At 62.8% G+C, this 21,690-nt stretch carries 23 protein-coding genes; 13 read left to right on the plus strand and 10 right to left on the minus strand.

All coding sequences use genetic code 11. From position 1 onward, the window contains the following. The first annotated feature begins 11 nt into the window (after positions 1-11). Positions 12-1,139 carry a DUF748 domain-containing protein gene (locus NCT05_RS14945; protein ID WP_250502654.1) on the plus strand — a complete coding sequence of 376 codons (1,128 nt, stop codon included), beginning with the start codon at positions 12-14 and terminating at the stop codon, positions 1,137-1,139. Positions 1,140-1,162: 23 nt separating this feature from the next. Here the strand turns inward: NCT05_RS14945 and NCT05_RS14950 are convergent, their stop codons facing one another. The 4 genes from NCT05_RS14950 to NCT05_RS14965 all read right to left on the minus strand — a co-directional run bounded on the left by NCT05_RS14950 (position 1,163) and on the right by NCT05_RS14965 (position 4,576). Next, entirely contained in the window at positions 1,163-1,786 is a 624-nt protein-coding gene (locus NCT05_RS14950; RefSeq protein ID WP_250435229.1) for an HAD family hydrolase, read from the minus strand. Positions 1,787-1,804: 18 nt separating this feature from the next. Beyond that, positions 1,805-3,592 (minus strand): aminopeptidase P family protein, encoded by a 1,788-nt coding sequence (locus NCT05_RS14955; protein ID WP_502801794.1) that lies wholly within the window; start codon positions 3,590-3,592, stop codon positions 1,805-1,807. Positions 3,593-3,718: 126 nt separating this feature from the next. Next, the gene (locus tag NCT05_RS14960; protein ID WP_034473925.1) at positions 3,719-3,991 is read right to left on the minus strand and encodes a hypothetical protein; all 273 of its coding nucleotides are present in this window, start codon (positions 3,989-3,991) and stop codon (positions 3,719-3,721) included. A 276-nt stretch (positions 3,992-4,267) separates the two neighbouring features. After that, on the minus strand, positions 4,268-4,576 hold the full coding sequence (locus tag NCT05_RS14965) for a hypothetical protein (RefSeq protein WP_250502656.1): 309 nt from the start codon (positions 4,574-4,576) through the stop codon (positions 4,268-4,270). Between NCT05_RS14965 and NCT05_RS37010 the strand changes: the two genes are divergently transcribed. The 7 genes from NCT05_RS37010 to NCT05_RS15000 all read left to right on the plus strand — a co-directional run bounded on the left by NCT05_RS37010 (position 4,571) and on the right by NCT05_RS15000 (position 10,543). Next, positions 4,571-5,179: a glycosyltransferase family 2 protein gene (locus tag NCT05_RS37010; RefSeq protein ID WP_250502657.1), complete on the plus strand. Its 609-nt coding sequence runs from the start codon at positions 4,571-4,573 to the stop codon at positions 5,177-5,179. The genes NCT05_RS14965 and NCT05_RS37010 overlap by 6 nt on opposite strands. A gap of 188 nt (positions 5,180-5,367) precedes the next feature. Then, the gene (gene hemA, locus NCT05_RS14975) at positions 5,368-6,663 is read left to right on the plus strand and encodes a glutamyl-tRNA reductase (protein WP_008344394.1); all 1,296 of its coding nucleotides are present in this window, start codon (positions 5,368-5,370) and stop codon (positions 6,661-6,663) included. 97 nt (positions 6,664-6,760) lie between these two features. Then, positions 6,761-7,843 carry a peptide chain release factor 1 gene (gene prfA / locus NCT05_RS14980; RefSeq protein ID WP_034473922.1) on the plus strand — a complete coding sequence of 361 codons (1,083 nt, stop codon included), beginning with the start codon at positions 6,761-6,763 and terminating at the stop codon, positions 7,841-7,843. Beyond that, positions 7,840-8,664: a peptide chain release factor N(5)-glutamine methyltransferase gene (prmC, locus tag NCT05_RS14985; RefSeq protein ID WP_239295460.1), complete on the plus strand. Its 825-nt coding sequence runs from the start codon at positions 7,840-7,842 to the stop codon at positions 8,662-8,664. The genes prfA and prmC overlap by 4 nt, the downstream gene beginning before the upstream one ends. A 73-nt stretch (positions 8,665-8,737) precedes the next feature. Then, positions 8,738-9,049 (plus strand): Grx4 family monothiol glutaredoxin, encoded by a 312-nt coding sequence (gene grxD, locus NCT05_RS14990; RefSeq protein ID WP_008344391.1) that lies wholly within the window; start codon positions 8,738-8,740, stop codon positions 9,047-9,049. An 11-nt stretch (positions 9,050-9,060) separates the two neighbouring features. Then, positions 9,061-9,663, plus strand: a complete 603-nt coding sequence (locus NCT05_RS14995) for a UbiX family flavin prenyltransferase (protein WP_034473917.1) — start codon at positions 9,061-9,063, stop codon at positions 9,661-9,663. A gap of 94 nt (positions 9,664-9,757) precedes the next feature. Beyond that, complete coding sequence (locus tag NCT05_RS15000; RefSeq protein WP_250502658.1) at positions 9,758-10,543, plus strand: DODA-type extradiol aromatic ring-opening family dioxygenase; 786 nt, start codon at positions 9,758-9,760, stop codon at positions 10,541-10,543. A gap of 57 nt (positions 10,544-10,600) precedes the next feature. Here the strand turns inward: NCT05_RS15000 and NCT05_RS15005 are convergent, their stop codons facing one another. Further along, positions 10,601-12,151 (minus strand): APC family permease, encoded by a 1,551-nt coding sequence (locus tag NCT05_RS15005; RefSeq protein ID WP_075583595.1) that lies wholly within the window; start codon positions 12,149-12,151, stop codon positions 10,601-10,603. A gap of 493 nt (positions 12,152-12,644) precedes the next feature. Between NCT05_RS15005 and NCT05_RS15010 the strand changes: the two genes are divergently transcribed. Then, positions 12,645-12,848: a cold-shock protein gene (locus NCT05_RS15010; RefSeq protein ID WP_007000074.1), complete on the plus strand. Its 204-nt coding sequence runs from the start codon at positions 12,645-12,647 to the stop codon at positions 12,846-12,848. A 74-nt stretch (positions 12,849-12,922) separates the two neighbouring features. Here the strand turns inward: NCT05_RS15010 and NCT05_RS15015 are convergent, their stop codons facing one another. Continuing rightward, positions 12,923-14,173 (minus strand): Hsp70 family protein, encoded by a 1,251-nt coding sequence (locus NCT05_RS15015; RefSeq protein ID WP_250502660.1) that lies wholly within the window; start codon positions 14,171-14,173, stop codon positions 12,923-12,925. A 183-nt stretch (positions 14,174-14,356) separates the two neighbouring features. Here NCT05_RS15015 and NCT05_RS15020 point away from each other — a divergent pair, with 183 nt between their 5' ends. Continuing rightward, positions 14,357-15,844, plus strand: a complete 1,488-nt coding sequence (locus NCT05_RS15020) for an MFS transporter (protein WP_175983103.1) — start codon at positions 14,357-14,359, stop codon at positions 15,842-15,844. Between the two features lie 6 nt (positions 15,845-15,850). Here NCT05_RS15020 and NCT05_RS15025 read toward each other — a convergent pair whose 3' ends face one another. Both NCT05_RS15025 and NCT05_RS15030 read right to left on the minus strand, forming a co-directional pair. Further along, positions 15,851-16,447, minus strand: coding sequence for a nitroreductase family protein (locus tag NCT05_RS15025; RefSeq protein WP_250440230.1), 597 nt, complete (start codon positions 16,445-16,447; stop codon positions 15,851-15,853). Positions 16,448-16,551: 104 nt separating this feature from the next. Then, positions 16,552-17,835: an MFS transporter gene (locus NCT05_RS15030; protein WP_033536108.1), complete on the minus strand. Its 1,284-nt coding sequence runs from the start codon at positions 17,833-17,835 to the stop codon at positions 16,552-16,554. 131 nt (positions 17,836-17,966) lie between these two features. On the opposite strand from NCT05_RS15030, the gene NCT05_RS15035 reads away from it, so the two are divergent. Together NCT05_RS15035 and NCT05_RS15040 are read left to right on the plus strand one after the other, a co-directional pair. Next, positions 17,967-18,614: a TetR/AcrR family transcriptional regulator gene (locus NCT05_RS15035; protein WP_175983101.1), complete on the plus strand. Its 648-nt coding sequence runs from the start codon at positions 17,967-17,969 to the stop codon at positions 18,612-18,614. Continuing rightward, positions 18,611-19,168 (plus strand): DUF1415 domain-containing protein, encoded by a 558-nt coding sequence (locus tag NCT05_RS15040; protein ID WP_250480701.1) that lies wholly within the window; start codon positions 18,611-18,613, stop codon positions 19,166-19,168. The genes NCT05_RS15035 and NCT05_RS15040 overlap by 4 nt, the downstream gene beginning before the upstream one ends. Here the strand turns inward: NCT05_RS15040 and NCT05_RS15045 are convergent, their stop codons facing one another. Next, positions 19,169-20,044: a class I SAM-dependent methyltransferase gene (locus tag NCT05_RS15045; protein ID WP_008344377.1), complete on the minus strand. Its 876-nt coding sequence runs from the start codon at positions 20,042-20,044 to the stop codon at positions 19,169-19,171. Between the two features lie 376 nt (positions 20,045-20,420). On the opposite strand from NCT05_RS15045, the gene NCT05_RS15050 reads away from it, so the two are divergent. Beyond that, entirely contained in the window at positions 20,421-20,741 is a 321-nt protein-coding gene (locus tag NCT05_RS15050) for a hypothetical protein (protein WP_008344375.1), read from the plus strand. Positions 20,742-20,789: 48 nt separating this feature from the next. On the opposite strand, the gene NCT05_RS15055 is transcribed toward NCT05_RS15050, so the two are convergent. Then, a complete protein-coding gene (locus tag NCT05_RS15055; RefSeq protein ID WP_008344373.1) occupies positions 20,790-21,488 on the minus strand; it encodes a FadR/GntR family transcriptional regulator in 699 nt (232 codons plus the stop codon). Between the last annotated feature and the right edge of the window lie 202 nt (positions 21,489-21,690).

Consider the following 21,690-nt stretch of genomic DNA (forward strand, 5'->3'; position numbering starts at 1 on the left):
GACACACGCAGATGGCGGGATCGAGCGCGCGGCGGGGAGCGCTTTGGGCAATCGGAATCGTCGTGGCGCTCGTCGTCGTGGTGATCGGCGGCTGGTTTTTCGTCGTCCATCAGATGAAAGAGCGGATCCTCGAGACGCTCGGCCCGAACGGTTCGGTGGAAGAGATCGACGTCGGCTTCGGGCACGTCACGCTCTCGCGCGTGCGGCTGCGCGGCCCGAAAGACTGGCCAGCCGGCGACGCGATGCGCGCGGAGCGCATCGTGCTCGACGTCGACATGCAATCGCTCATCTCGAGGCCGATTCATCTGCGCAGCGTGAGCGTCGACAACTACTATCTGTCGATCGTCCGCTCCGCCGATGGCCGCGTACGCATCCTGCCCGGCCTCAAGGAAACCGCGCGCGAAGCCGACGCCCGGCCCGACAGCAAGGAACGTCAGGAGCACGCGCAAGAAGAAAAAATCATCGATCGCGTGTCGTTCGAGCGCGGCTCGATGGAGTTCTTCGACGGCTCCGTGCAGAACCCGCCGTATCGCGTGCTGATCGGCGATGCGCGCGCCACTGTCGATCATCTGCATCTGCCCGCGCTCACCGAGCGCACCGAGCTTTCGATGACCGGTTCCATCAAAGGTCCGTCGCACACGGGCAACGTCACGTGGGGCGGCTGGATGATCATCGCCAACAAGGATTCGCAGACGCGCGCGACGCTGCGCAACGTCGATGTCGCGACGCTCGATCCGTATCTGCTGAAGAAGGCCGGCGCAAAGGCGGCGGTGACAGGCGGCACCATCGACATGACGATCGATGCAACCGTGAAGAATTACCGCATTCACGCGCCCGGCACGTTGACGCTGAATCATCTGCAGATCAGCGATAGCGGCAACGCGCTCGACACCTTTCTCTCGATTCCGACGAAAGCCGCGATCGCCGCGCTCAAAGACCGCAAGGAACAGATCAAGCTCGACTTCACGCTCGAAGGCGATCTGCGCGATCCGAAATTTTCGCTGAGCGAGAGTCTGTCGAAGAAGCTCGCGGCGGGATTCGCGAAGGCGCTGGGCGTCAGCGCTGAAGGCGTCGCGCGCGGCGCGGGCGATACGGTTCGGGGAATCGGCAACGCGCTGAAGAACCTGCTCGGGCAATAGCGCGTCGCCTTCTCGCTTTACTTTCAGATCGGCAGATTCAGCGCGCGCAGCTTCGTTTCGGTTTCCAGCGCGCCGGTGTAGTGAACGCCGTGCCAGCCGAGCGCCGTCGCGGCTTGCGCGTTCATCGGGTTGTCGTCGATGAACACGAGCTCGTTCGGCTGAACGCCCGGCAGATGCCGTTCGATTTCCGCGCGCATCAAACCGAAAATCTGCGGATCAGGCTTCACGAGGCCCACGCGCCCTGACACGACGATCTCGCGAAACTTCCGCAAGACGTCGAAGCGTTCCCACGCATACGGAAACGTCTCCGCCGACCAGTTCGTGAGGCCGAAGAGCGGCACGCCCGCCGCTTCGAGCCGGTCGACGAGCGCCACGCCCTCTTCCAGCACGCCGGACACCATTTCCGGCCAGCGTGCGTAGAACGCGCGGATCAGCGCTTCGTGCTCGGGATAGACGGCGATCAGTTCGGCGGTGCCGTCCTCGATGGTCTGCCCGCCGTCCTGTTGCACGACCCATTCCATCTTGCAGACGTTGTCGAGGAACCAGCGGCGCTCGGTGTCGTCTGGAATTAGATGCTTGTAGAGATATTCGCGATTCCAGTCGATCAGCACGCCGCCGAAATCGAATACGACTGCCTTGATGGTCATTGCTCGCTGCTCCGTGGGTCAGATCGCCTTGGTCCGCTCTTCGAGCCATGCCAGCGCCTTGCCCGTCACATGCGGCGACACGCGGCGCCGCACGGTTTCGTGATACGCGTTGAGCCACGCGCGTTCGTCTTCGCGCAGCAACGACACATCGATGCAGCGCGCGTCGATCGGACAAAGCGTCAGCGTTTCAAATTCGAGGAAATCGCCGAATTCGGTCTTGCCCGCCGCCTGGTTCATCACGAGATTCTCGATGCGGATGCCCCACTTGCCCGGCCGATAAATGCCCGGCTCGACCGACGTGATCATGCCCTCTTCCATCGCCGTCCACGGTTCGGCGGGCGCGTAGTGCGAAATTACTTGCGGGCCTTCGTGCACGTTCAGGAAATAGCCGACGCCGTGTCCCGTGCCGTGGCCGTAGTCCGCGCCCGCTTCCCAGATCGGCGCGCGCGCGATCGAATCGAGCATCGGCGAACGGATGCCGCGCGGAAAACGCGCGCGCGAAAGCGCCATCGTACCCTTCAGCACGACGGTGAAATCGCGCTTGTGCTCGGCCGTGATCTCGCCGATCGGCACGACACGCGTGATGTCCGTGGTGCCGCTCAGATATTGGCCGCCCGAATCGATCAGCAGCAGACCGTTGCCTTCGATGACCGCATGCGACGCTTCCGTCGCGCGGTAATGCGGCATCGCGCCGTTCGCGTTGAAGCCCGCGATCGTGCCGAAGCTCAGCGTGACGAAACCCGGGCGGCGCGCACGCGCGGCAGTCAGCTTCTCGTCGATGGTCAGTTCCGTGATGCGCTCGCGTCCCAGCGCCTCCTCGAACCACGCGAAGAATTCGGCGAGCGCGGCGCCGTCCTGCTCCATCGTCGCGCGGATCTGCTCCGCTTCCGCCGCGGTCTTGCGCGACTTCGCGAACGTCGACGGATTCACCGCCTCGACGATTTTCACCGCCGACGGCACTTTCTCCAGCAAGCCGTGCGTGATTCGGCGCGGGTCGATCAGGAGCGTCGCGCCCGCGGGCAGCGACGCGAGCGATTCCGATGCGGCCGCGTACGGCGCGACGCGCACGTTGTCGCGCGACAGCGATTCGACGAGCGCGCCCGGAATCTTGCCGTCCGCGACGAAAATCGTCGCATCGTCGAGACCGATCAGCGCGTGCGCGACGAAAACCGGGTTGTAGCTCACGTCGCCGCCGCGCAGATTGAAGATCCACGCGAGATCGTCGAGTGTGGAAACGAAGTGCCATTGCGCGCCTTTGGCACGCATCGCGTCGCGCACTTGCGCGAGCTTGTCCGCGCGAGCGACGCTCGCATTCGGCGCCGCGTGCTCGTAGACGGCCGCCTCCGGCAAGCCGGGACGCGCGGGCCACACGGCATCGAGCAGATCGACATCGGTGCGTAATACGATGCCGCGCGCACTCAGCGCATCGGACAGTGCACGCGCCGCCGCGACGCCGAGCACGGTGCCGTCGACGGCGACCGTCGCGCCCGATGCGACGTTTTCAGCGAGCCAGTCGACGTGCGGGGCGGTCTGCTGCCCGCCCATCATCTTCATGAGCACGATGCCGGTGCCGGCGAGTTGCGTCTCGGCTTGTGTCCAGTAGCGGCTGTCGACCCAGACGCCCGCGAAGTCCGCCGTCACCACGAGCGTGCCGACCGAGCCGGTGAAGCCCGAAAGCCACTGACGCCCTTGCCAGCGTTCCGGCAGATATTCGGAAAGATGCGGATCCGCCGATGGAATCAGCACGGCGGCGAGCTTTTCGCGCGCCATCTGGCCGCGCAACGACTCGATGCGGCTCGCGAACATGGCGGGTTCCGGAATGGCTGAATCTGCAATGCGATCGTTCATGAAGTCACCTGCTTGAAAGCCCGCGTAGGGCGCGAAGAGCACGACGCGCGGCAAGGATCACCCGCCCGCGTCACGAAATCGAGATCAGCGGCGCGCCGCCAGTCCGACAGTCGTCGTCACGACGAAGAGCGCGAAGACCGCGCACGCGAGCCATTCGAGCGTGTCGCCGTCGTGATATACATCGACGATATTGCCGAGCATGCGCGCAACAACCGTCGCCAGTATGCCAGCGGCGATGGCCGTCCAGACGTAGCCCGCCGGACCGCGCGCGACGCGTCCCGCACGGCGCAGCGGATGCAGCCACCAGCCCGCCGCGCCGATCACCGCACCGAGAAAAATCAGTCCGATCCAGCCCATCAGCGGCGATGTTCCATCGGTGTCGATTCGTTGCAAAGCGGAGCAGATCGGTGGATGTACATGATTTAGGGCAATCCTCGGCGCGACGTAGCGCTTGAGTTTAGGGGCCGGATATGGGGAGCGCAAGGCTCGGAATGCGCGTACCGAAATCGCATCGAAGGGAACCAAAAGCGCGCTTCTTCTTTTTGAGAAGATTATGCGAGTTTTCCGAAACTCCGCCGCTCGGCCGAATGATAAAATCCTTTCATCTTTGCGCTTTATATATATTCTTGCCATTTATAAAGCGAACCTCACATTTATCGCCACTTCGTTAATCGCGTTACTGATTTTCACGCGACGAATTGACGGTTTCAAAGGCGGCATTTTCCTATGACTGAAGCCAATCCAATTTCCCTGCGTGGTCTCGAAATGATCGTCACGTATCGCGGCTCCGGTCAGGAAAGGCGCGATAACCTGCGTGGCGTTCTGCGCCACCTTGTCCGCACCTATTCGGACTTTCACATCTGGCTGATCGAAGCGGACGCCGCGCCCACGTTCAGTTGGACCGAGATCGGCGATTCGCGCATCCGGCACGTATTCGTGCACGATACCGGCCCGTTTCCGAAAGCGAGGCTCGTCAATCTCGGTGCGTTAATGGCAAAAAGCCCGATTATCTGCATGCACGATGCCGATATGATCGCCAATCCACGCATGATGAAATCGGCCGTCGACGCATTAATGGACGGCGATGCCAGCGACGTGCTTTGCCCCTTCTCGCGCGTGCTGAATGTTTCAGGCGATCGACGCCAAACGTTTATCGAATCGGGAAACTTCGACGAATTCGCTCCGTTCATGGAAGGCGATTTACCAGACGATATCAATGTGCTCTACGCCAACACGCCGGGCGCAATCAACCTTTTTGAACGCCCGGAATTCATCCGTATCGGCGGCGTGGATCCGCAGTTCACGGGCTGGGGCGGCGAGGACGACGACCTGTTCATCCGCGGCGCGCGGCTCGGTCTGCGTTGGCATGCACTTGCCGGACCGGATTCCTCGCTGTTTCATCTGAATCATGACTCCGCGTCACGCGCCGCGATCTGCGAGGAAGAACATAGCGCGCGAAACCGGCAAATGGCGCGCCGAACCGATGAAATGCCGATCGAGGAACTGGAGGCGCGAGCGCTCGAGCTTGCGAAGTATTTCCGCTGACCGGCGCGGCTTTCTGTCACACGCTCGTTCCGGCAAACCGCTCGACGCCCGGCTGCGCGGGCGTTTTCGGCACTTCGGGCGCGGTCGCGCCCCAAATGCCACCTATAAATGAAGAAATACGCAAAAGGCTATAATATTGGGCTATCTGAAAGGCCATCGGCTTAGGCCCAAAGCATCAGCCCAAAAAAATGCAGCTCCTCACGATCGGAATCAACCACCACACTGCGCCTGTCGCTCTGCGCGAACGCGTGGCGTTTCCGCTCGAACAGCTGAAGCCCGCGCTGGGCGCGCTGAAGGACATTTGGCTTGGCCCGCTCGCGAAGGCGTCGCCCGAAGCGGCGATTCTCTCGACCTGCAATCGCACAGAACTCTACTGCGCCACCGACGACTCCGCCGCCCGCGAAGCTGCGATCCAGTGGCTCTCGAAGTACCACAACATCCCCGTTCCCGAGCTCGCGCCGCATGTGTATGCGCTGCCGCAGTCGGAAGCGGTGCGTCACGCGTTCCGCGTCGCATCGGGGCTGGACTCGATGGTGCTCGGAGAGACGCAAATCGTCGGACAAATGAAGGACGCGGTGCGCACCGCGTCCGAAGCCGGCGCGCTCGGCACGTATCTCAATCAGTTGTTCCAGCGCACGTTCGCAGTCGCGAAGGAAGTTCGCACGACGACCGAAATCGGCGCGCAATCCGTCTCGATGGCCGCCGCCGCCGTGCGCCTCGCGCAGCGCATCTTCGAGAATATTTCCAGCCAGCGCGTGCTGTTCATCGGCGCGGGCGAAATGATCGAGCTCTGCGCCACCCATTTCGCGGCGCAGAATCCGCGTGAGCTGGTCGTCGCCAACCGCACGGCGGAGCGCGGCGAGAAGCTCGCCGGCCGCTTCAACGGCCGCGCGATTCCGCTTTCCGAATTGCCGTCGCGCATGCACGAGTTCGACATCATCGTGTCGTGCACGGCGTCGACGCTGCCGATCATCGGTCTCGGCGCGGTCGAGCGTGCAGTGCGCGCGCGCCGGCATCGCCCGATCTTCATGGTCGATCTCGCCGTGCCGCGCGATATCGAGCCGGAAGTCGGCAATTTGCACGACGTGTTCCTCTACACCGTCGACGATCTCGGTGCGATCGTGCGCGAGGGCAACGCGTCGCGTCAGGCGGCGGTCGCGCAGGCCGAATCGATCATCGAGACGCGCGTCGCGAATTTCATGCAATGGCTCGATGCGCGCAGCATCGTGCCGGTCATCCGCCACATGCACACGCAGGCGGACGCGCTGCGCCGCGCCGAACTCGAACGCGCGCGCAAGATGCTCGCGCGCGGCGACGACCCCGCCGCCGTGCTCGAAGCGCTCTCGCAATCGCTCACGAACAAGCTGATTCACGGTCCGACGCACGCGCTCAACCGAGCAAGCAGCGAGGAGCGCAACCAGCTCATCGACCTGATGAGCGGCTTCTACCGTCACGGCTCGTCGTCCGATTCGTCGGAACGTTAGCGGCCTTCTCTTTGCTATTCTCAAAGGCTGTCCGCGATTTACGCGGCGGCTTTCCGATCGCAGTTCTTCCTGACGCTCACCGCGTCATCTCCGTCCGATGAAAACGAGCATGCAAGGCAAGCTCGACCAGCTTGCAAAGCGGCTGGTCGATCTCAACGAACTTTTGAGCCGCGAAGACGTGACTTCCGACATGGATCAGTACCGGAAACTCACGCGCGAGCACGCGGAAATCAGTCCGATCGTCGAGCAATACGCTCTGTGGCGACAGGCTTTGACCGACGAAGCGACCGCGCAGGAACTGCTTTCCGATCCGTCGATGCGCGATTTCGCCGAAGAGGAAATCGGCGAGGCGCGCGAGCGCATGACGAAGATCGAAGGCGAACTGCAGACGATGCTTCTGCCGAAAGATCCGAACGACGATCGCAACATCTTCATCGAAATTCGCGCGGGCACGGGCGGCGACGAATCCGCGCTGTTCGCGGGCGATCTGCTGCGCATGTATCTGCGTTATGCGGAACGCAATCGCTGGACGGCCGAGACGATGTCAGAAAGCGTCTCGGATCTCGGCGGCTATAAGGAAGTGATCGTGCGGCTCGCCGGACAGGGCGCGTATTCGCGGCTCAAGTTCGAATCGGGCGGGCATCGCGTGCAGCGGGTTCCGGCGACGGAAACGCAAGGCCGCATTCATACGTCCGCGTGCACGGTCGCGGTGATGCCGGAAGCCGATGAGATCAGCGAAGTCGTCATCAATCCGGCCGATTTGCGCATCGATACGTTCCGCGCGTCAGGCGCGGGCGGGCAGCACATCAACAAGACGGATTCGGCGGTGCGCGTCACGCACTTGCCGACGGGCATCGTCGTCGAATGTCAGGATGACCGCTCGCAGCACAAGAACAAGGATCGCGCGCTGAAGGTGCTGGCCGCGCGCATCAAGGACAAGCAGTATCACGAGCAGCACGCGAAGGAAGCGGCGACGCGCAAGAGTCTGATCGGCTCGGGCGACCGTTCGGAACGCATTCGCACGTACAACTTCCCGCAAGGGCGCATGACGGATCACCGCATCAACCTCACGCTCTACAAGCTCGAGTACATCATGGACGGCGATCTCGACGAACTGATCGGCGCGCTCGTGTCCGAGCATCAGGCGGAGCAGCTCGCGGCGCTCGGGGAAACGGAGTGAGCGACGCCGCCGCGTTATTGCGCGCGTGCGCGCTGCCGCCGCTCGAAGCGCGCATTCTCTTGATGCACGTACTCGGCTGGCGGCGCACGGAACTCATCACGCGCGATCGCGAGACGCTGCCGCAAGACGCGGTCGCGCGTTTCGAGGCGCTCGCGGCGCGGCGCTCGAACGGCGAGCCGATCGCGCAGTTGATCGGCAAGCGCGAATTCTTCGGCCTCGAATTCGACGTGACGCCCGACGTGCTGATCCCGCGGCCGGAAACCGAGTTGCTCGTGGAACTCACGCTCGAAGCCATCGCCGATGCGTCGAACCCGCGCGTGCTCGATCTCGGCACGGGAACCGGCGCGATCGCGATTTCGATCGCCCACGCGCGGCCCGATGCGCGCGTGTGGGCCGTCGACCGGTCGCGCGCCGCGCTCGATGTCGCGCGCGGCAACGCTTCGCGCCTGCTGAAGAGCGGTAACGTGACCTTCGTCGAAAGCGATTGGACCGCGAACATCGATCCGTCGTTGCGGTTCGAGGCGATCGTCAGCAATCCGCCATATATCGCGAGCGGCGATCCGCATCTCGAACAAGGCGACCTGCGCTTCGAGCCGCGCGGCGCGCTCACCGACGACGCCGACGGTTTGTCCGCTATCCGCACGATCGTCGATAACGCGCCGCGTCTTCTCGCGCACGACGGCGCGCTGTGGATCGAGCACGGCTACGACCAGGCGGAATCGGTGCGCGCGCTGCTCACCGCACGCGGTTTCAGCGACGTGCACTCGATGCGCGATCTCGCGGGCATCGAACGTTGCTCGGGCGGCCGGTTCGCGGCCTGACGGCCCGGCTCGTGTAATCGAAATCCGCTATCATTTCGAGAACTCTCACCGAAATCTCAAGCGCAGGAACGCCATGGATACGCAAGAACGCATCAAGCAAATCGTCGATCAGAACGCGGTCGTCCTTTTCATGAAGGGCACGGCGCAATTCCCGATGTGCGGCTTCTCCGGCCGCGCAATCCAAGTGCTCAAGGCATGCGGCGTCGATCAGATCAAGACCGTGAACGTCCTCGAAGACGACGACATCCGCCAGGGCATCAAGGAATTCTCCAACTGGCCGACCATTCCGCAGCTCTACGTGAAGGGCGAGTTCATCGGCGGCTCGGACATCATGATGGAGATGTATCAATCGGGCGAACTGCAACAGCTTTTCGCCGCCGCTTAAGTCTTTAGCAAGTGAGCGCGCCCGCTGCCGCGAAACGACGGCTCATCGTCGCGATCACGGGCGCAACGGGCGCCATCTACGGCGTGCGTCTGCTCGAGACGCTGCGCCGGCTGTCCGGCGTCGAGACGCATCTGCTCGTTTCCAGCGCCGGCTGGCTCAATATCCAGCACGAACTCGAACTCGATAAAGCCGCGGTCCACGCGTTCGCCGATGTCGTCCACAGCGTGCGCGATGTCGGCGCGACCATTGCGTCGGGTTCGTTCGCAACCGACGGCATGGTGGTCGCACCCTGTTCGATGCGAACGCTCGCGAGCATCGCGCACGGTCTCTCCGACAATCTCATCACTCGCGCCGCCGATGTCGTGCTGAAAGAACGTCGCCGTCTGGTGCTGCTTGTGCGCGAAACGCCGTTCAACCTCGCGCATCTGCGGAATATGACGGCCGTCACCGAAATGGGCGGTGTGATCTTTCCGCCGTTGCCGGCGTTCTATCAGAAGCCCGCGAGCATCGACGAAATGGTCGATCACACCGTCGCGCGCGTCATCGATCTGTTCGGCTTTGCCCAACCGGTTGCACCCGCGTGGCGCGGGCTGCGCGGCGAAGCGTCGGATTGACAACGCCGGCGACACAATTCGTTGCCCGCCGGACCGTTTATAAACGAAGCTAGCGGTACTACATTCACGGCATACCGCTTAGGAATTTGCCGCCATGAGCCGACTCCCCACCGTTTTCATTTCCCACGGCGCGCCGACGCTGCCGATCGACCCGTCGATGCCGTCCGCCGAATTCGCGTCGCTCGGTCAGACGCTGCCGCGCCCCGGCGCCATTTTGATGCTGTCCGCGCATTGGGGCACGGCGCAGCCGGTCGCTAGCACGGCCGAGCGCCCGGAAACCATCCACGACTTCTACGGCTTCCCGCGCGCGCTCTACGAACTGCGCTATCCGGCGCCCGGCGCGCCCGATCTGGCAAAGCGCGCCGCCGCGCTGCTCGGCGCGCAAGGCATTCCCGCCGCGACGACGAATCACGGGCTCGATCACGGCGCATGGGTGCCGATGCTGCTGATGTTCCCCGACGCCGAGGTGCCGGTCACGCAGCTATCGATTCAGCCGCATCTCGATGCCGCGCACCATTTCCGCATCGGCCGGGCGCTGCGCGAGTTGCGCTATGACGGCGTGATGATCGTCGGTTCGGGGCAAATCACGCACAATCTGCGCATGGCCGATTTCAGCGCTCGCCCTGAAGACGCCGATCCGCGCGTGGCCGAATTCACCGGCTGGTTCGAGAGCCGCATGGCCGAACGCGACATCGACGCCCTGCTCGACTATCGCGCACGCGCGCCGCACGCCGCGCTGATGCATCCGACCGACGAGCATCTGCTGCCGGTGTTCAGCGCGCTCGGCGCGGCGGCGGACGATTATCGGCTCGGCATCCAGTCGCTCGGCACATTCCAGCGTGCGCTCGCGATGACCAACTACGTCTTCACCGACGACTGATCGAAAAAAAGCCCGCCTGATCGCTCAGGCGGGCTTTGTTCGGCGAAGGCGAAACGCTTACGCGCCGACTTCGTGAAGAATGTCGTCGGTGCTTTCGCGCTCTTCGAGATAGGTCGTGCGATAACCCGTGTGCACGCCCCAGTAATAGAAGATCAGCGCGAGCACGGCGACCGCCGCCATGTCCCAGCCGTACGGCAGCAATCCGTTTCCGCCGAAGTCCTTGCTGCCGATCAGCGACATGACCGCCATCGACGGCAGATAGGCCACGAGCCACCAAGCAGCCTTCAGATCGCGGCCCCAGCCTGCGAAACCGACCTTGCTCTGAAAATAGAAGTACACCGGCAACGCGACGACCATCAGCAGAATGATCTCGCCGGTCAGCGGCCACTTCGCCCAGAACAGCACAAGCGACGCGCACACGAATGCGAACGGCGCGACCAGGCCCATCAGCGGAATATTGACCGGGCGATCCAGATCCGGCGCCGCGCGGCGCAACGCCATCAGGCTGACCGGGCCGGTGAGATACGAGATGACCGTCGCCACCGAGATCACCGCCGCGAGCGTGCCCCAGCCGCGGAAGAAGAACAGGAACACGAACGACACGAACAGGTTGAACCACATCGCCTGACGCGGCACGCCGTAAAACGGATGCACGTTGCCGAACATCTTCGGCATCGTGTTGTTGCGCTCCATCGCGTAGATCATGCGCGTGGTCGTGGCCATATAGGTCGTGCCGGTGCCGCTCGGACTGACGAACGCATCGACGTACAAGAGGATGGCGAGCCAATTCAGGTTGAGCGCGATCGCCAGTTCCGCGAACGGCGATGCAAAGTTGAAGTGCTGCCAGCCCTTCGCCACATCCGCCGGATTCACCGCGCCGATATATGCGATCTGAAGCAGCACGTAGATCACGAGCGCGATCAGGATCGAACCGACCACGGCGAACGGGATGCTTTTCGCCGGATGGCGCGCCTCGCCCGCGAGGTTCACCGGGCTCTGAAAGCCGTTGAAGCTGAACACGATCCCGCTCGTCGCCACGGCGGTGAGAACCGCGGACCATCCGAACGGCGCGAAATTCGACGCCGTGCCGAAGTTCTCCGAATGGAAGCCCGAGAAGACGAGGCCGCCGATCGTCAAACCCGGCACCAGGAACTTGAAGATCGTGATGATCGAGTTCGCGCGCGCGAACAGCTTGACGCCCCAGTAATTCAGCAGGAAGTAAATGACGACCAGCACGGCCGACAACAGCAGGCCAGTAGTCGTGAGCGTATGTCCGACGAACAGCTCGTGCGCCCATTCGTACGGCCAGGTGCTCATGTACTGGATGGACGCTTCCGCTTCGATCGGAATGACGGACACGATCGCGATCCAGTTCGCCCAAGCGCTGATGAATCCGACCAGCGCGCCGTGCGAATAGCGCGCGTAGCGCACCATGCCGCCGGATTCGGGAAAGGTTGCGCCCAGTTCGGCGTAGGTCAGCGCAATCGCCAGGATGACCACCGCACCGATGATCCACGCGCAAATCGCGGCGGGTCCGGCGATCTGCGACGCCTTCCACGCACCGAACAGCCACCCCGACCCGATGATGGATCCGAGGCCCGTCAGCATCAGCGCCAACGGACCGATGTTTCGCTTAATCGACTTCTCTGTCACTTTTCCTCCAAATATCTCGCACTGCCGGAATAGAAACGGCTCGCGGAGCCGCCGTTGCCCGATCCAGCAACGACCATGTCTGGCAGCCGGCGATATCGGTGCAACCGTCAAGAAGGCGCGTAGTTTAACGGTTGCACCTTTCGAATGCAGTGCATATTGGAGAGAAGTTCGCCCTAAAGCGGGGATTCCTTGAGCCAGTCGAGACCGGATGCGCAAGCGCTGTAAAATTTGCTTACGCATCTCAAAAAAATCCCTTCAGAGTTGTCGGATATTAATTGACCGCGAAATCGTTTCGCCGTATAAAGCTTCTTGCAGGATTTCAAGTGGCGAGTGAATTGGTTCTTTCGAGTTCGCCATCACGGTACTCCGGTTGGTCCCATTGCCCCTTCCTTGATTTTCCGCACCCCTGGGCTTCGGCCTTATTCATCATTTTTTTGGAACAAGTAACATGGAAACCGGTACCGTCAAGTGGTTCAATGACGCAAAGGGCTTTGGCTTCATCACTCCGGATGGCGGCGGCGAAGATCTGTTCGCGCACTTCTCGGAAATCCGCATCGAAGGCTTCAAGACGCTTCAGGAAAACCAAAAGGTTTCCTACGAAGTGAAGACCGGCCCGAAGGGCAAGCAAGCCGCGAACATCAAGCCGGTCTAAGACCCGCTAGAATTCGTATGAAAAACCCCGCTTCGGCGGGGTTTTTTGTTTTCTGCGCGGCTGCGTGATCCGCATCAGGCGAAGATGCGTTGCGCGTAGATTCCGAGTCCTTTCGCCACGCTGGCGAGACGATCGCCGAATACCGGTTTCGCGCCGGGAAACGCCGCCGAAAGCGCGTCCGACAGGAATCGCAGGCCCGTCGTGCCACCTGTGAAATAGACCGCGCCCACGTCCGCCGGCGCGACGCCCGCCCGCTTGAGCGTCTCTTGCGCCGCCTCGACGATCCGCCGCGTTTCGTCCGCGCCGGCCGCGATGAGCTGCGTCTCGTCGAACCCGACGCGCAGCGCTTCTTCCACCTCTTCCATGTCGATTTCGGTCGTGCCGCCCGCGGCGACGTCGATCTTCGCTTCCTCGGCGTGCGCGGTCAGCGCGTGCCCGAGCCGGCGATACACGACGCGCATCAGCCGATCGTGATGCCGCACGTCGGTGTAGAGATGGCGCATCAGTTGCAATTCGCTCACGCGCTTCGGCGTATAGACCGTGTTGATCAGATGCCAGGTCGCGAGATCGAAATACACGGGGCTCGGCACTTCGCGCCCTTTCGGATCGAGCGATTGATAGCCGAGTTCGCGCAGCACCGTCGCGAGTTCCACGCGCCGGTCGAAATCCGTGCCGGCGACGTGCACGCCGTGGTGCGCGAGCACATCGCCCTTGCGCTCGAGATGCCGCGCGCGCTCCGGACCGACGCGCACGAGCGAAAAGTCCGACGTGCCGCCGCCTATATCGGCGACCAGGACGAGGCCTTCCTGCGTCAGCCCGGCCTCATAGTCGAAGGCCGCCGCGATCGGCTCGTATTGGAAATGGATCTCGCGCAAGCCGACCGCGTGCGCGCACGCTTCGAGCTGCTTTTGCGCGAGATGGTCGGCGCGCGGATCGTCGTCGACGAAAAATACGGGGCGGCCGAGCACCGCGCGCGTGAGCGGTTCGGCGGCGAGCGCCTGCGCCTTCTGCTTCAAATGCTGCAGAAAGAGCGTGATGACATCGGTGTATTTGATCGCCGAGCCGTCGCCCAGGTCGGTGCTGTTGTCCGCGAGCGGCGAACCGAGAATGCTCTTCATCGAGCGCATCAGGCGGCCGTCGAAGCCGTCGATGTACGCTTCGAGCGCCGCGCGGCCGTAGGACTGGTTATTCTCGTCGGTGTTGAAGAAAACCGCGGTGGGCAGCGTCGTCGCTTCGCCTTCGACGGGCGCCAGCCGGATCGACAATCCGTCGGGCAAAGCCACCGCTGAATTCGATGTGCCGAAATCGATCGCGCAATAAGTCATGGGCATCGGCGGCGTCCTGAAAGACGCCGCATTCAAACATGGACGGCGTTTTTAACACGTTCGCGCGGGCGCATCAACCGCATTTCAGATATTTTTAAACCATTGAGTTTATTCGACAAAAGCGGAATATAACTTGCTCGCCTCGCGGCAATTTGTTTGATTTCGAGAGCACGCTCCGGACGCATGAACGAAACCGCCACGCCACGGGAGACCCGTTTGAGCGATACAGCCAGCGATCGCCCGGCCATCATCGAAACCGATCTGCCCGGGCGGCTCGATCGCCTGCCGTGGGGACGCTTTCACACGCTGATCGTCCTTGCGCTCGGCATCACCTGGCTGCTCGACGGCCTCGAAGTGACGCTCGCCGGCGCGGTCGCGAGCGCGCTGAAATCGAGCCCGGCGCTGCAGTTTTCGAATGCCGATGTCGGTATCGCGGGCAGCGCGTATATCGCGGGCGCGGTGCTCGGCGCGCTCGGGTTCGGCTGGCTCACGGACCGGCTCGGCCGGCGCAAGCTGTTCTTCATCACGCTCTTTCTGTACGTGGCCGCGACCGCCGCGACCGCGTTCTCGTGGAATCTCGCCACGTTCGTACTGTTCCGTTTTCTGACGGGCGCGGGCATCGGCGGCGAATACACGGCGATCAATTCGACGATTCAGGAATTCACGCCCGCCCGCCTGCGCGGCTGGACCGATCTCGCGATCAACGGCACGTTCTGGGTCGGCGCGGGCATCGGCGCGGCGGGCTCGATCGTGCTGCTCGATCCCGCGCTGCTTCCGCCCGATTGGGGCTGGCGGGCGTGCTTTCTGATCGGCGCGGCGCTCGGGCTCACGATTCTCTTCATGCGCATGTGGGTGCCGGAAAGCCCGCGCTGGCTCATCACGCACAATCGCGCGGACGAGGCGAGGCACGTCGTCGAGGAAATCGAGGCGCATTTCCGGCAGCACGGCATCGAGATTCCCGACACGCCCGTCAAGCCGCTGCGTCTGCACGCGCGTGATGGCACGCCGATCCGCGAAGTCGTCCACACGCTGTTCAAGGCGCATCGCAGCCGCTCGCTCGTCGGATTGGTGCTGATGACCGCGCAGGCGTTCTTCTACAACGCGATTTTCTTCACCTACGCGCTCGTGCTGACCGATTTCTATCATGTGCCGGGCGATCACATCGGCTGGTACGTGCTGCCGTTCGCCGCCGGGAATTTTCTCGGTCCGGTGCTGCTCGGCAGGCTTTTCGACGTGCTCGGACGGCGTCGCATGATCGCGTCGACGTATGCGATCTCGGGCGTGCTGCTGACGGTGAGCGGCTGGATGTTCATGCACGGCATGCTCACCGTGACGACGCAAACCATCGCGTGGATGGTGATTTTCTTCTTCGCGTCGGCGGCGGCAAGTTCCGCGTATCTGACCGTGAGCGAGACGTTCCCGCTGGAAATTCGCGCGCTCGCCATCGCCGTGTTCTACGCGTTCGGCACGGCGCTCGGCGGCATTATCGGGCCGACGCTTTTCGGCCAGTTGATCGACACGCACGAGCGCGGCCCTGTGTTCGTCGGCTATCTGATCGGCTCGCTGCTGATGATCGCGGCGGCGGTCGTCGCCGGAATCTGGGGCGTCGCGGCGGAGCGCAAATCGCTCGAAGATGTCGCTCGTCCGCTGTCGGCGGCGGACGAGCACTGACCGCGCTTACTTGAACGCCTTGTCCCACGCGCCTTCGAAGGCCGTTTCAGCCAGCGTCTTGCGTGCGCGCGGCGCCGCTTCGCGCTCGCGCAGCGCGTCGTCGAGCTCGCTTGCGTCGCCGTGATGCCCGATCGCGATCATCGCGATGATCTCGACATCGGCGGGAACCGAGAACGCCTGACGGAAGGCGTCGCGGTCGAAGCCGCCCATCTGATGCGTCGCGAGTCCGAGCGCGTGCGCCTGAAGCACCAGCGCCATCGCGGCCGCGCCGGTGTCATAAGTCGCGGTGCGGTTCGCGTCGCCCTTCGGCGTGAGCGTCGAGGCCGTCACGCAGACGAGCAGCGGCACGTTCACGTTCCATTTCTGATTCGACGGCGCGAGCGTATCGAACGCGCGCTTGAACGCGGCTTCGTCGCGATGACGATCGAACGCGATGAAACGCCACGGCTGCAAATTGTTCGACGACGGCGCCCAACGCGCCGCTTCGAGCAGGCGATGCAACGTCGTGCGCTCGATCGGCGCATTGGAAAAGGCGCGCGGGCTCCAGCGGCCGGCGATCAGTTCGTGGATGTCGACATCGGTCGGAGCGGGTTTCGTGCTCATGTTGGTCCTCGTTGGCGTGATGAAAGACAAACGGCGCGCATCGGCAAAGATGCGCGCCGTTCAACGCGACAAGGATAAACAAGCTCGCGCGCGCGTGCAGATCGTCAGGTCGCGGCGACGCCCATCGTCCGGCCCGCGCGATTGATGCGCAGCACCGTCACGGCGGCGACGAGGCAAAGGCCGCCGGAGATCATCGTGGCGACGGTATAGCTGCCGAGGCTCGAACGCAGCATGCCGCCGCCGAGCGCCGCGAACGCCGCGCCGAGCTGATGGCCCGCGACGACCCAGCCGAACACGATCGGCGCCGATTCCTTGCCGTAGACATCGGTGGCGAGGCGCACGGTCGGCGGCACGGTGGCGATCCAGTCGAGCCCGTAGAACACGGCGAAGAGCGGCAGGCCAAAGAAATCGATGCCGAACGCATATGGCAGATAGATCAGCGACAGCCCGCGAAGGCCGTAGTACCAGAACAGCAGCACGCGCGAGTTGAAACGGTCGGAAAGCCAGCCGGAGAGCGTCGTGCCGAAGAGATCGAAAATGCCCATCGCGGCGAGCAGCGTCGCGCCCTGCACTTGCGTCATGCCGTAGTCGGAGCACATCGCGATCAGATGCGTGCCGACGTAACCGTTCGTGCTCGCGCCGCAGACGAAGAAGCTGAAGAACAGCAGCCAGAAATCGCGCGTCTTGCTGGCCATCGCGAGCGTGCCGAACGCGACCTTGATCGGATTTTTCGGCGGCGGGAGCGCGCCGGGCGGCAAGTCGGCGGTCTCGCCGACCGGACGCAGCGAGAGATCGGCCGGGCGCTCGGGCAGCAGCCACGCGACGAGCGGCAACACGATCGCCGCCGCCGCCGCGACGACGAACACCACCGGACGCCAGCCGTAATGCTCGGAGATCGAAGCGAGGAACGGCAGGAACACGAGCTGGCCGGTCGCGGAACTCGCGGTGAGAATGCCCATCGCGAGACCGCGATGCGTCGTGAACCAGCGATTCACGATCGTCGCGGACAGCGTGAGCGCGGCCACGCCCGTCGCGCTGCCGACCATCACGCCCCAGACGAGCACCATTTGCCACGGCTCGGTCATCATCGACGAAATGCCGACGCCGGCGGCAAGCGTCGCAATTGCGGCCAGCACGGTCGGGCGCACGCCGAAACGCTGCATCGCGGCCGCGGCGAACGGGCCCGCGAGACCGTAGAGCGCGAGATTGATCGAGATCGCCAGCGAAATCGTGCCGCGCGACCAGCCGAACTGCTTTTCGAGCGGCAACATCATGACGCTCGGCGTTGCGCGCGTGCCAGCCGCCGCGAGCAACACCAGGAACACGACGCCCACCGCGACCCAGCCGTAATGCATACGGCCGTTCAGCCGTCTCGCTACCCAATTCATCGCTGCTCCGTCAGGTTGATTTTTATCTCAAGCAAGAACCTTCGTTACCGTTCTGTCACATCAGAGTTGCGAGCTTAGTTACCGATCGGTAACATGTCAAGCATGCAGCAGAAATCATCGAGGATCCGATCTTGACCCGAGTAACGTCCGATCAGCCGAAAACCGCCGCCCGTCGCAACGCGCGCACGGACGCGGCGACCGCGCAGGAGCAATTGCTCGACGCGGCGCAGGAGCTTTTCTATCGCGACGGCATCCGCGCGATCGGCGTCGATGCCGTCGTCGAGCGGGCGGGCGTCAATAAAATGAGCCTGTATCGGCAATTCGCGTCGAAAGACGAACTCGTCGTCGCGTATCTGGAGCGCATGGATGAAAGATTCCGGCGGCGCTTCGAGGCGAGCGTCGCGAAACATCCCGGCGAGCCGGCGAAACAGCTCGTCCAGGCGCTCGAAGATCTGGTGAAGCGCGCGTCGTCGCCCGATTACCGCGGCTGCCCGTTCGTGAACATCGCGTGCGAATTCGGCGATCCGGCGCATCCCGCGCGCCAATCGGTCGAGCGCAACAAAAGTTACCTGATGACCCGTCTCGTCGAAATTTCGGCGGCCGCCGGAGCGGATAATCCCGTCGAGCTGGCGGAATCGCTCGCGTTGCTCGTCGACGGCATCTACGCGACGAGCCAGACCTACGGCCCCGGTTCGGGCCCGCTGCTCGCCGCGCCGCGCATCGCGCGCACGCTGATCGCGGCGGCCTGCGCCGGGCATCGCAAACAGGAAGATTCATGAATGACAGCAGCAACCGCGACGAAGTGATCGCGGCGACCCGACACTGGCTCACCCGCGCGGTGATCGGACTCAACCTGTGCCCGTTCGCGAAGAGCGTGCATGTCAAAGAGCAGATTCGCTATGTGGTGAGCGAGGCGCGCGGCGTGGACGACCTCGTCGTGGAACTGACCGATGAACTTCGCCTCTTGCGCGACACCGACGCGGAAGTAATCGACACGACGCTTTTCATCACGCCGCACGCGTTCGCCGATTTCGCCGACTATAACGACGCGCTCTTCTTCGCCGAGCGCCTCGTCGATCAATTGGGACTCGCGGGCGAGTTGCAGATCGCGAGTTTTCATCCGGACTATCGGTTCGAAGGCACCGGGCCCGACGATATCGACAACTACACGAATCGCGCGCCGTACCCGACGTTCCATCTGATCCGCGAAGCGAGCATCGATCGCGCGGTGGCTGCATTTCCCGATGCAGCCGACATCTACGAACGCAATATCGAAACGCTGCGCCGTCTCGGGCACGACGGCTTCGCAGCGTGGATGAAAGAGAAGTCCTGATCAGTGCGCGGGCGCGAAAAAGCGCTCGCGCAACTCGTCCAGCCCGAGCGTTTCCAGCACGTCAGACAGCCTTTGCGCAGGCCGGCCGCGCGGCAAGTCCTTGAATTGCGCAACGATGAGCTCGTTCTTCATCGAATGTTCCCAGCCGACGAGTTCCGTTACGCTCACCTGATAACCGTGCGATTCGAGCTGCAGGCAGCGCAGCACGTTCGTGATCTGGCTCCCGAATTCGCGCGTGTGCAGCGGATGCCGCCACATTTCCGTCAGCACGTTCTTCGAAAGCGAGTGGCCCTTGTTCTTGCGCAGCACCGAAGCCACTTCCGCCTGACAGCACGGCACCACGACGATGTATTTCGCTTTCTTTTGCAGAGCGAACTGGATGGCGTCGTCGGTGGCGGTGTTGCACGCGTGAAGCGCGGTGACGATATCGATCGAATCAGGTAGACGATCTGAATCAATTGATTCGGCCACCGACAGATTCAAAAATGACATCCCCGTAAACCCGAGTCGGCCAGCCAATTCTTCCGATTTTTTTACGAGTTCTTCGCGCGTCTCGATTCCAAAGATGTGTGACCGATCGCGCAGAGTCTTGAAGAAGAGATCGTAGAGAATAAACCCAAGATAGGATTTTCCTGCACCGTGATCGACAAGTGATACGGCCCCTTGGCGCTCGTGAACTTCGGCGAGAAGCGGTTCGATGAACTGATAGAGGTGATAGACCTGCTTCAGTTTGCGGCGGCTGTCCTGATTCATCTTGCCGTCGCGCGTGAGGATATGGAGTTCCTTCAGCAGTTCGATCGACTGGCCTGGACGAATCTCGTGTTTGGTGGATGGGTCGGGTGTGCCCGGAGCCGACGCGGAGGACTTCCTGGTCATCTTGAAGGTGTGTTGAATAAAAAAAGCGGAGCAGTTCGCGCCGAATGTGCGCTAACCGCTGGTTCTGCCGTCTCAAAAGGGGAAGTTTACCCAAAAGCGCGAAGACGCTCTTGTTCCAGCCACGGCTGATCGGCCAATGCGTGGCAGCAAACGCATGGAACGGATTGTGCATCGTCGGACAATGAGGCCATTGGAAAAGACGACACAGCGTGGCCTCGCGGCTGCGTACCGATGCAGCAAGCAGGAGCAACAAGCCAGTAACAAGCCGTGCCTCGACACGTCGAACGTCGTCACCCGCGCCCACCTTGTTACGTAACACCTAACGCACAGCGCGGCGAATGCGACTCGCCGGCGCCATGAACATGAGAGGACGGCGATGGATGCGATCCCGGACAAGAAAGCAGAGAAACAATTTCAGGAGATGCTCGCGGCACTGACCGCGATGCCCGCGTGGAGCGAAAAGCAGCAACTCGAACTCGAAATGGCACGAGAGATTTCCGTGGAGATGTTGCGCCTCGCCGAATCGATGCGCGACGGCTCCACCGATATCGAAACGTGCCTGACCATGCTGAAGTACGCCAAGGTGATGGATTTCGTCCTGACGACGCTCGCGTCACGCCGCGAGATTGCGCCGCAAACGTTGCGCGTGATCTTCAAGCTGGCGGGTCTGAAGGTCGATGAAGCCTATCCGGGCTGACGCGATCGCGCGTCTGAAACCGGTGCGCGTTCCGAGCGCGCGCCGGCGTCAGCTTTTGCGTTTGGTCATGAGGCGCGCCGCGGACTGACGCATGTGCCGCTGCATCGCGGCTTGCGCCTGTATGGCGTCGCGCGCTTCCAGTGCTTCCAGAATCTCGCGATGCTCGCCAAGCGCGGCCGCCCACGTTTCCTCTCCTTCGAAGTGCCCACGCAGTGTCGATGACAGCGGACTATGCCGCTCGTCATACAGACTGCCGACCGTTCGCACGAGCACGTCGTTGCCGGTCATCTGCGCGATCGCGATGTGAAACGCGCGATCGGCCGCCATCGGCACCTGGCCGTTCGCGACTTCGCGCGCCATCGTCTCGTACACGGCGCGCAACGCCTTGATCTCTTTCGGTTTCGAGAACGGCGCGACGCTCGCCGCGATCGCGCCCTCGATTACGCCGCGCGCGTTCATGATCTCGATCGGGCTTTCGCCCAGTTCCGCTTCGCTCGTCGCCGGCTTCGCCGACGGCGCCGCGACGATGTACACGCCCGAGCCCATGCGAATTTCGACGCGCCCTTCCAGTTCCAGCGCGACAAGCGCCTCGCGCACCGATGGCCGCGACACGCCGAGCGTCTGCGCCAGTTCGCGCTCGGACGGCAAGCGGCCGTTCGGCGCGAAATCCTGCTGTTCGATCAGCCCGCGCAGCTTGTCGGCGATCTGTAGATAGAGGCGACGCGTTTCGGCTGGTTTGACGCTCACGAGCTGGCTCCTGCTTTTCGTCTCGGGGAAAACGTGGATTGTAATCAGTGGAAGGGTTGACGCGCCGTGGGGCGGGCGTTTGCCGTCCGCAGACTGCTTACAAGTGGCTTGACCAATTCTATTTCAAGACACTAGTATGCAATCCGGTAAGGCCAGGTGGGCCAATTTTTTTACGGCAATCTGGAACCGTTCCCAGACCAAA

Origin of the sequence: Caballeronia sp. AZ7_KS35 (assembly GCF_023631045.1) — a bacterium.
Classification (GTDB): Bacteria; Pseudomonadota; Gammaproteobacteria; order Burkholderiales; family Burkholderiaceae; genus Caballeronia; species Caballeronia zhejiangensis.

What these genes read in the sequence shown, in the direction of transcription:
- hemA (WP_008344394.1), top strand. Translation starts at nt 5,368, where the DNA reads ATGCAGCTCCTCACGATCGGAATCAACCACCACACTGCGCCTGTCGCT.
- NCT05_RS14955 (WP_502801794.1), bottom strand. Translation starts at nt 3,592, where the DNA reads ATGTTCGCGAGCCGCATCGAGTCGTTGCGCGGCCAGATGGCGCGCGAA.
- NCT05_RS15015 (WP_250502660.1), bottom strand. Translation starts at nt 14,173, where the DNA reads ATGACTTATTGCGCGATCGATTTCGGCACATCGAATTCAGCGGTGGCT.
- NCT05_RS14945 (WP_250502654.1), top strand. Translation starts at nt 12, where the DNA reads ATGGCGGGATCGAGCGCGCGGCGGGGAGCGCTTTGGGCAATCGGAATC.
- NCT05_RS15045 (WP_008344377.1), bottom strand. Translation starts at nt 20,044, where the DNA reads ATGACCAGGAAGTCCTCCGCGTCGGCTCCGGGCACACCCGACCCATCC.
- NCT05_RS15010 (WP_007000074.1), top strand. Translation starts at nt 12,645, where the DNA reads ATGGAAACCGGTACCGTCAAGTGGTTCAATGACGCAAAGGGCTTTGGC.
- NCT05_RS15020 (WP_175983103.1), top strand. Translation starts at nt 14,357, where the DNA reads ATGAACGAAACCGCCACGCCACGGGAGACCCGTTTGAGCGATACAGCC.
- grxD (WP_008344391.1), top strand. Translation starts at nt 8,738, where the DNA reads ATGGATACGCAAGAACGCATCAAGCAAATCGTCGATCAGAACGCGGTC.
- NCT05_RS15030 (WP_033536108.1), bottom strand. Translation starts at nt 17,835, where the DNA reads ATGAATTGGGTAGCGAGACGGCTGAACGGCCGTATGCATTACGGCTGG.
- NCT05_RS14960 (WP_034473925.1), bottom strand. Translation starts at nt 3,991, where the DNA reads ATGGGCTGGATCGGACTGATTTTTCTCGGTGCGGTGATCGGCGCGGCG.
- prfA (WP_034473922.1), top strand. Translation starts at nt 6,761, where the DNA reads ATGAAAACGAGCATGCAAGGCAAGCTCGACCAGCTTGCAAAGCGGCTG.
- NCT05_RS15040 (WP_250480701.1), top strand. Translation starts at nt 18,611, where the DNA reads ATGAATGACAGCAGCAACCGCGACGAAGTGATCGCGGCGACCCGACAC.
- NCT05_RS15025 (WP_250440230.1), bottom strand. Translation starts at nt 16,447, where the DNA reads ATGAGCACGAAACCCGCTCCGACCGATGTCGACATCCACGAACTGATC.
- NCT05_RS14950 (WP_250435229.1), bottom strand. Translation starts at nt 1,786, where the DNA reads ATGACCATCAAGGCAGTCGTATTCGATTTCGGCGGCGTGCTGATCGAC.
- NCT05_RS15050 (WP_008344375.1), top strand. Translation starts at nt 20,421, where the DNA reads ATGGATGCGATCCCGGACAAGAAAGCAGAGAAACAATTTCAGGAGATG.
- NCT05_RS15000 (WP_250502658.1), top strand. Translation starts at nt 9,758, where the DNA reads ATGAGCCGACTCCCCACCGTTTTCATTTCCCACGGCGCGCCGACGCTG.
- NCT05_RS15005 (WP_075583595.1), bottom strand. Translation starts at nt 12,151, where the DNA reads ATGCTGACGGGCCTCGGATCCATCATCGGGTCGGGGTGGCTGTTCGGT.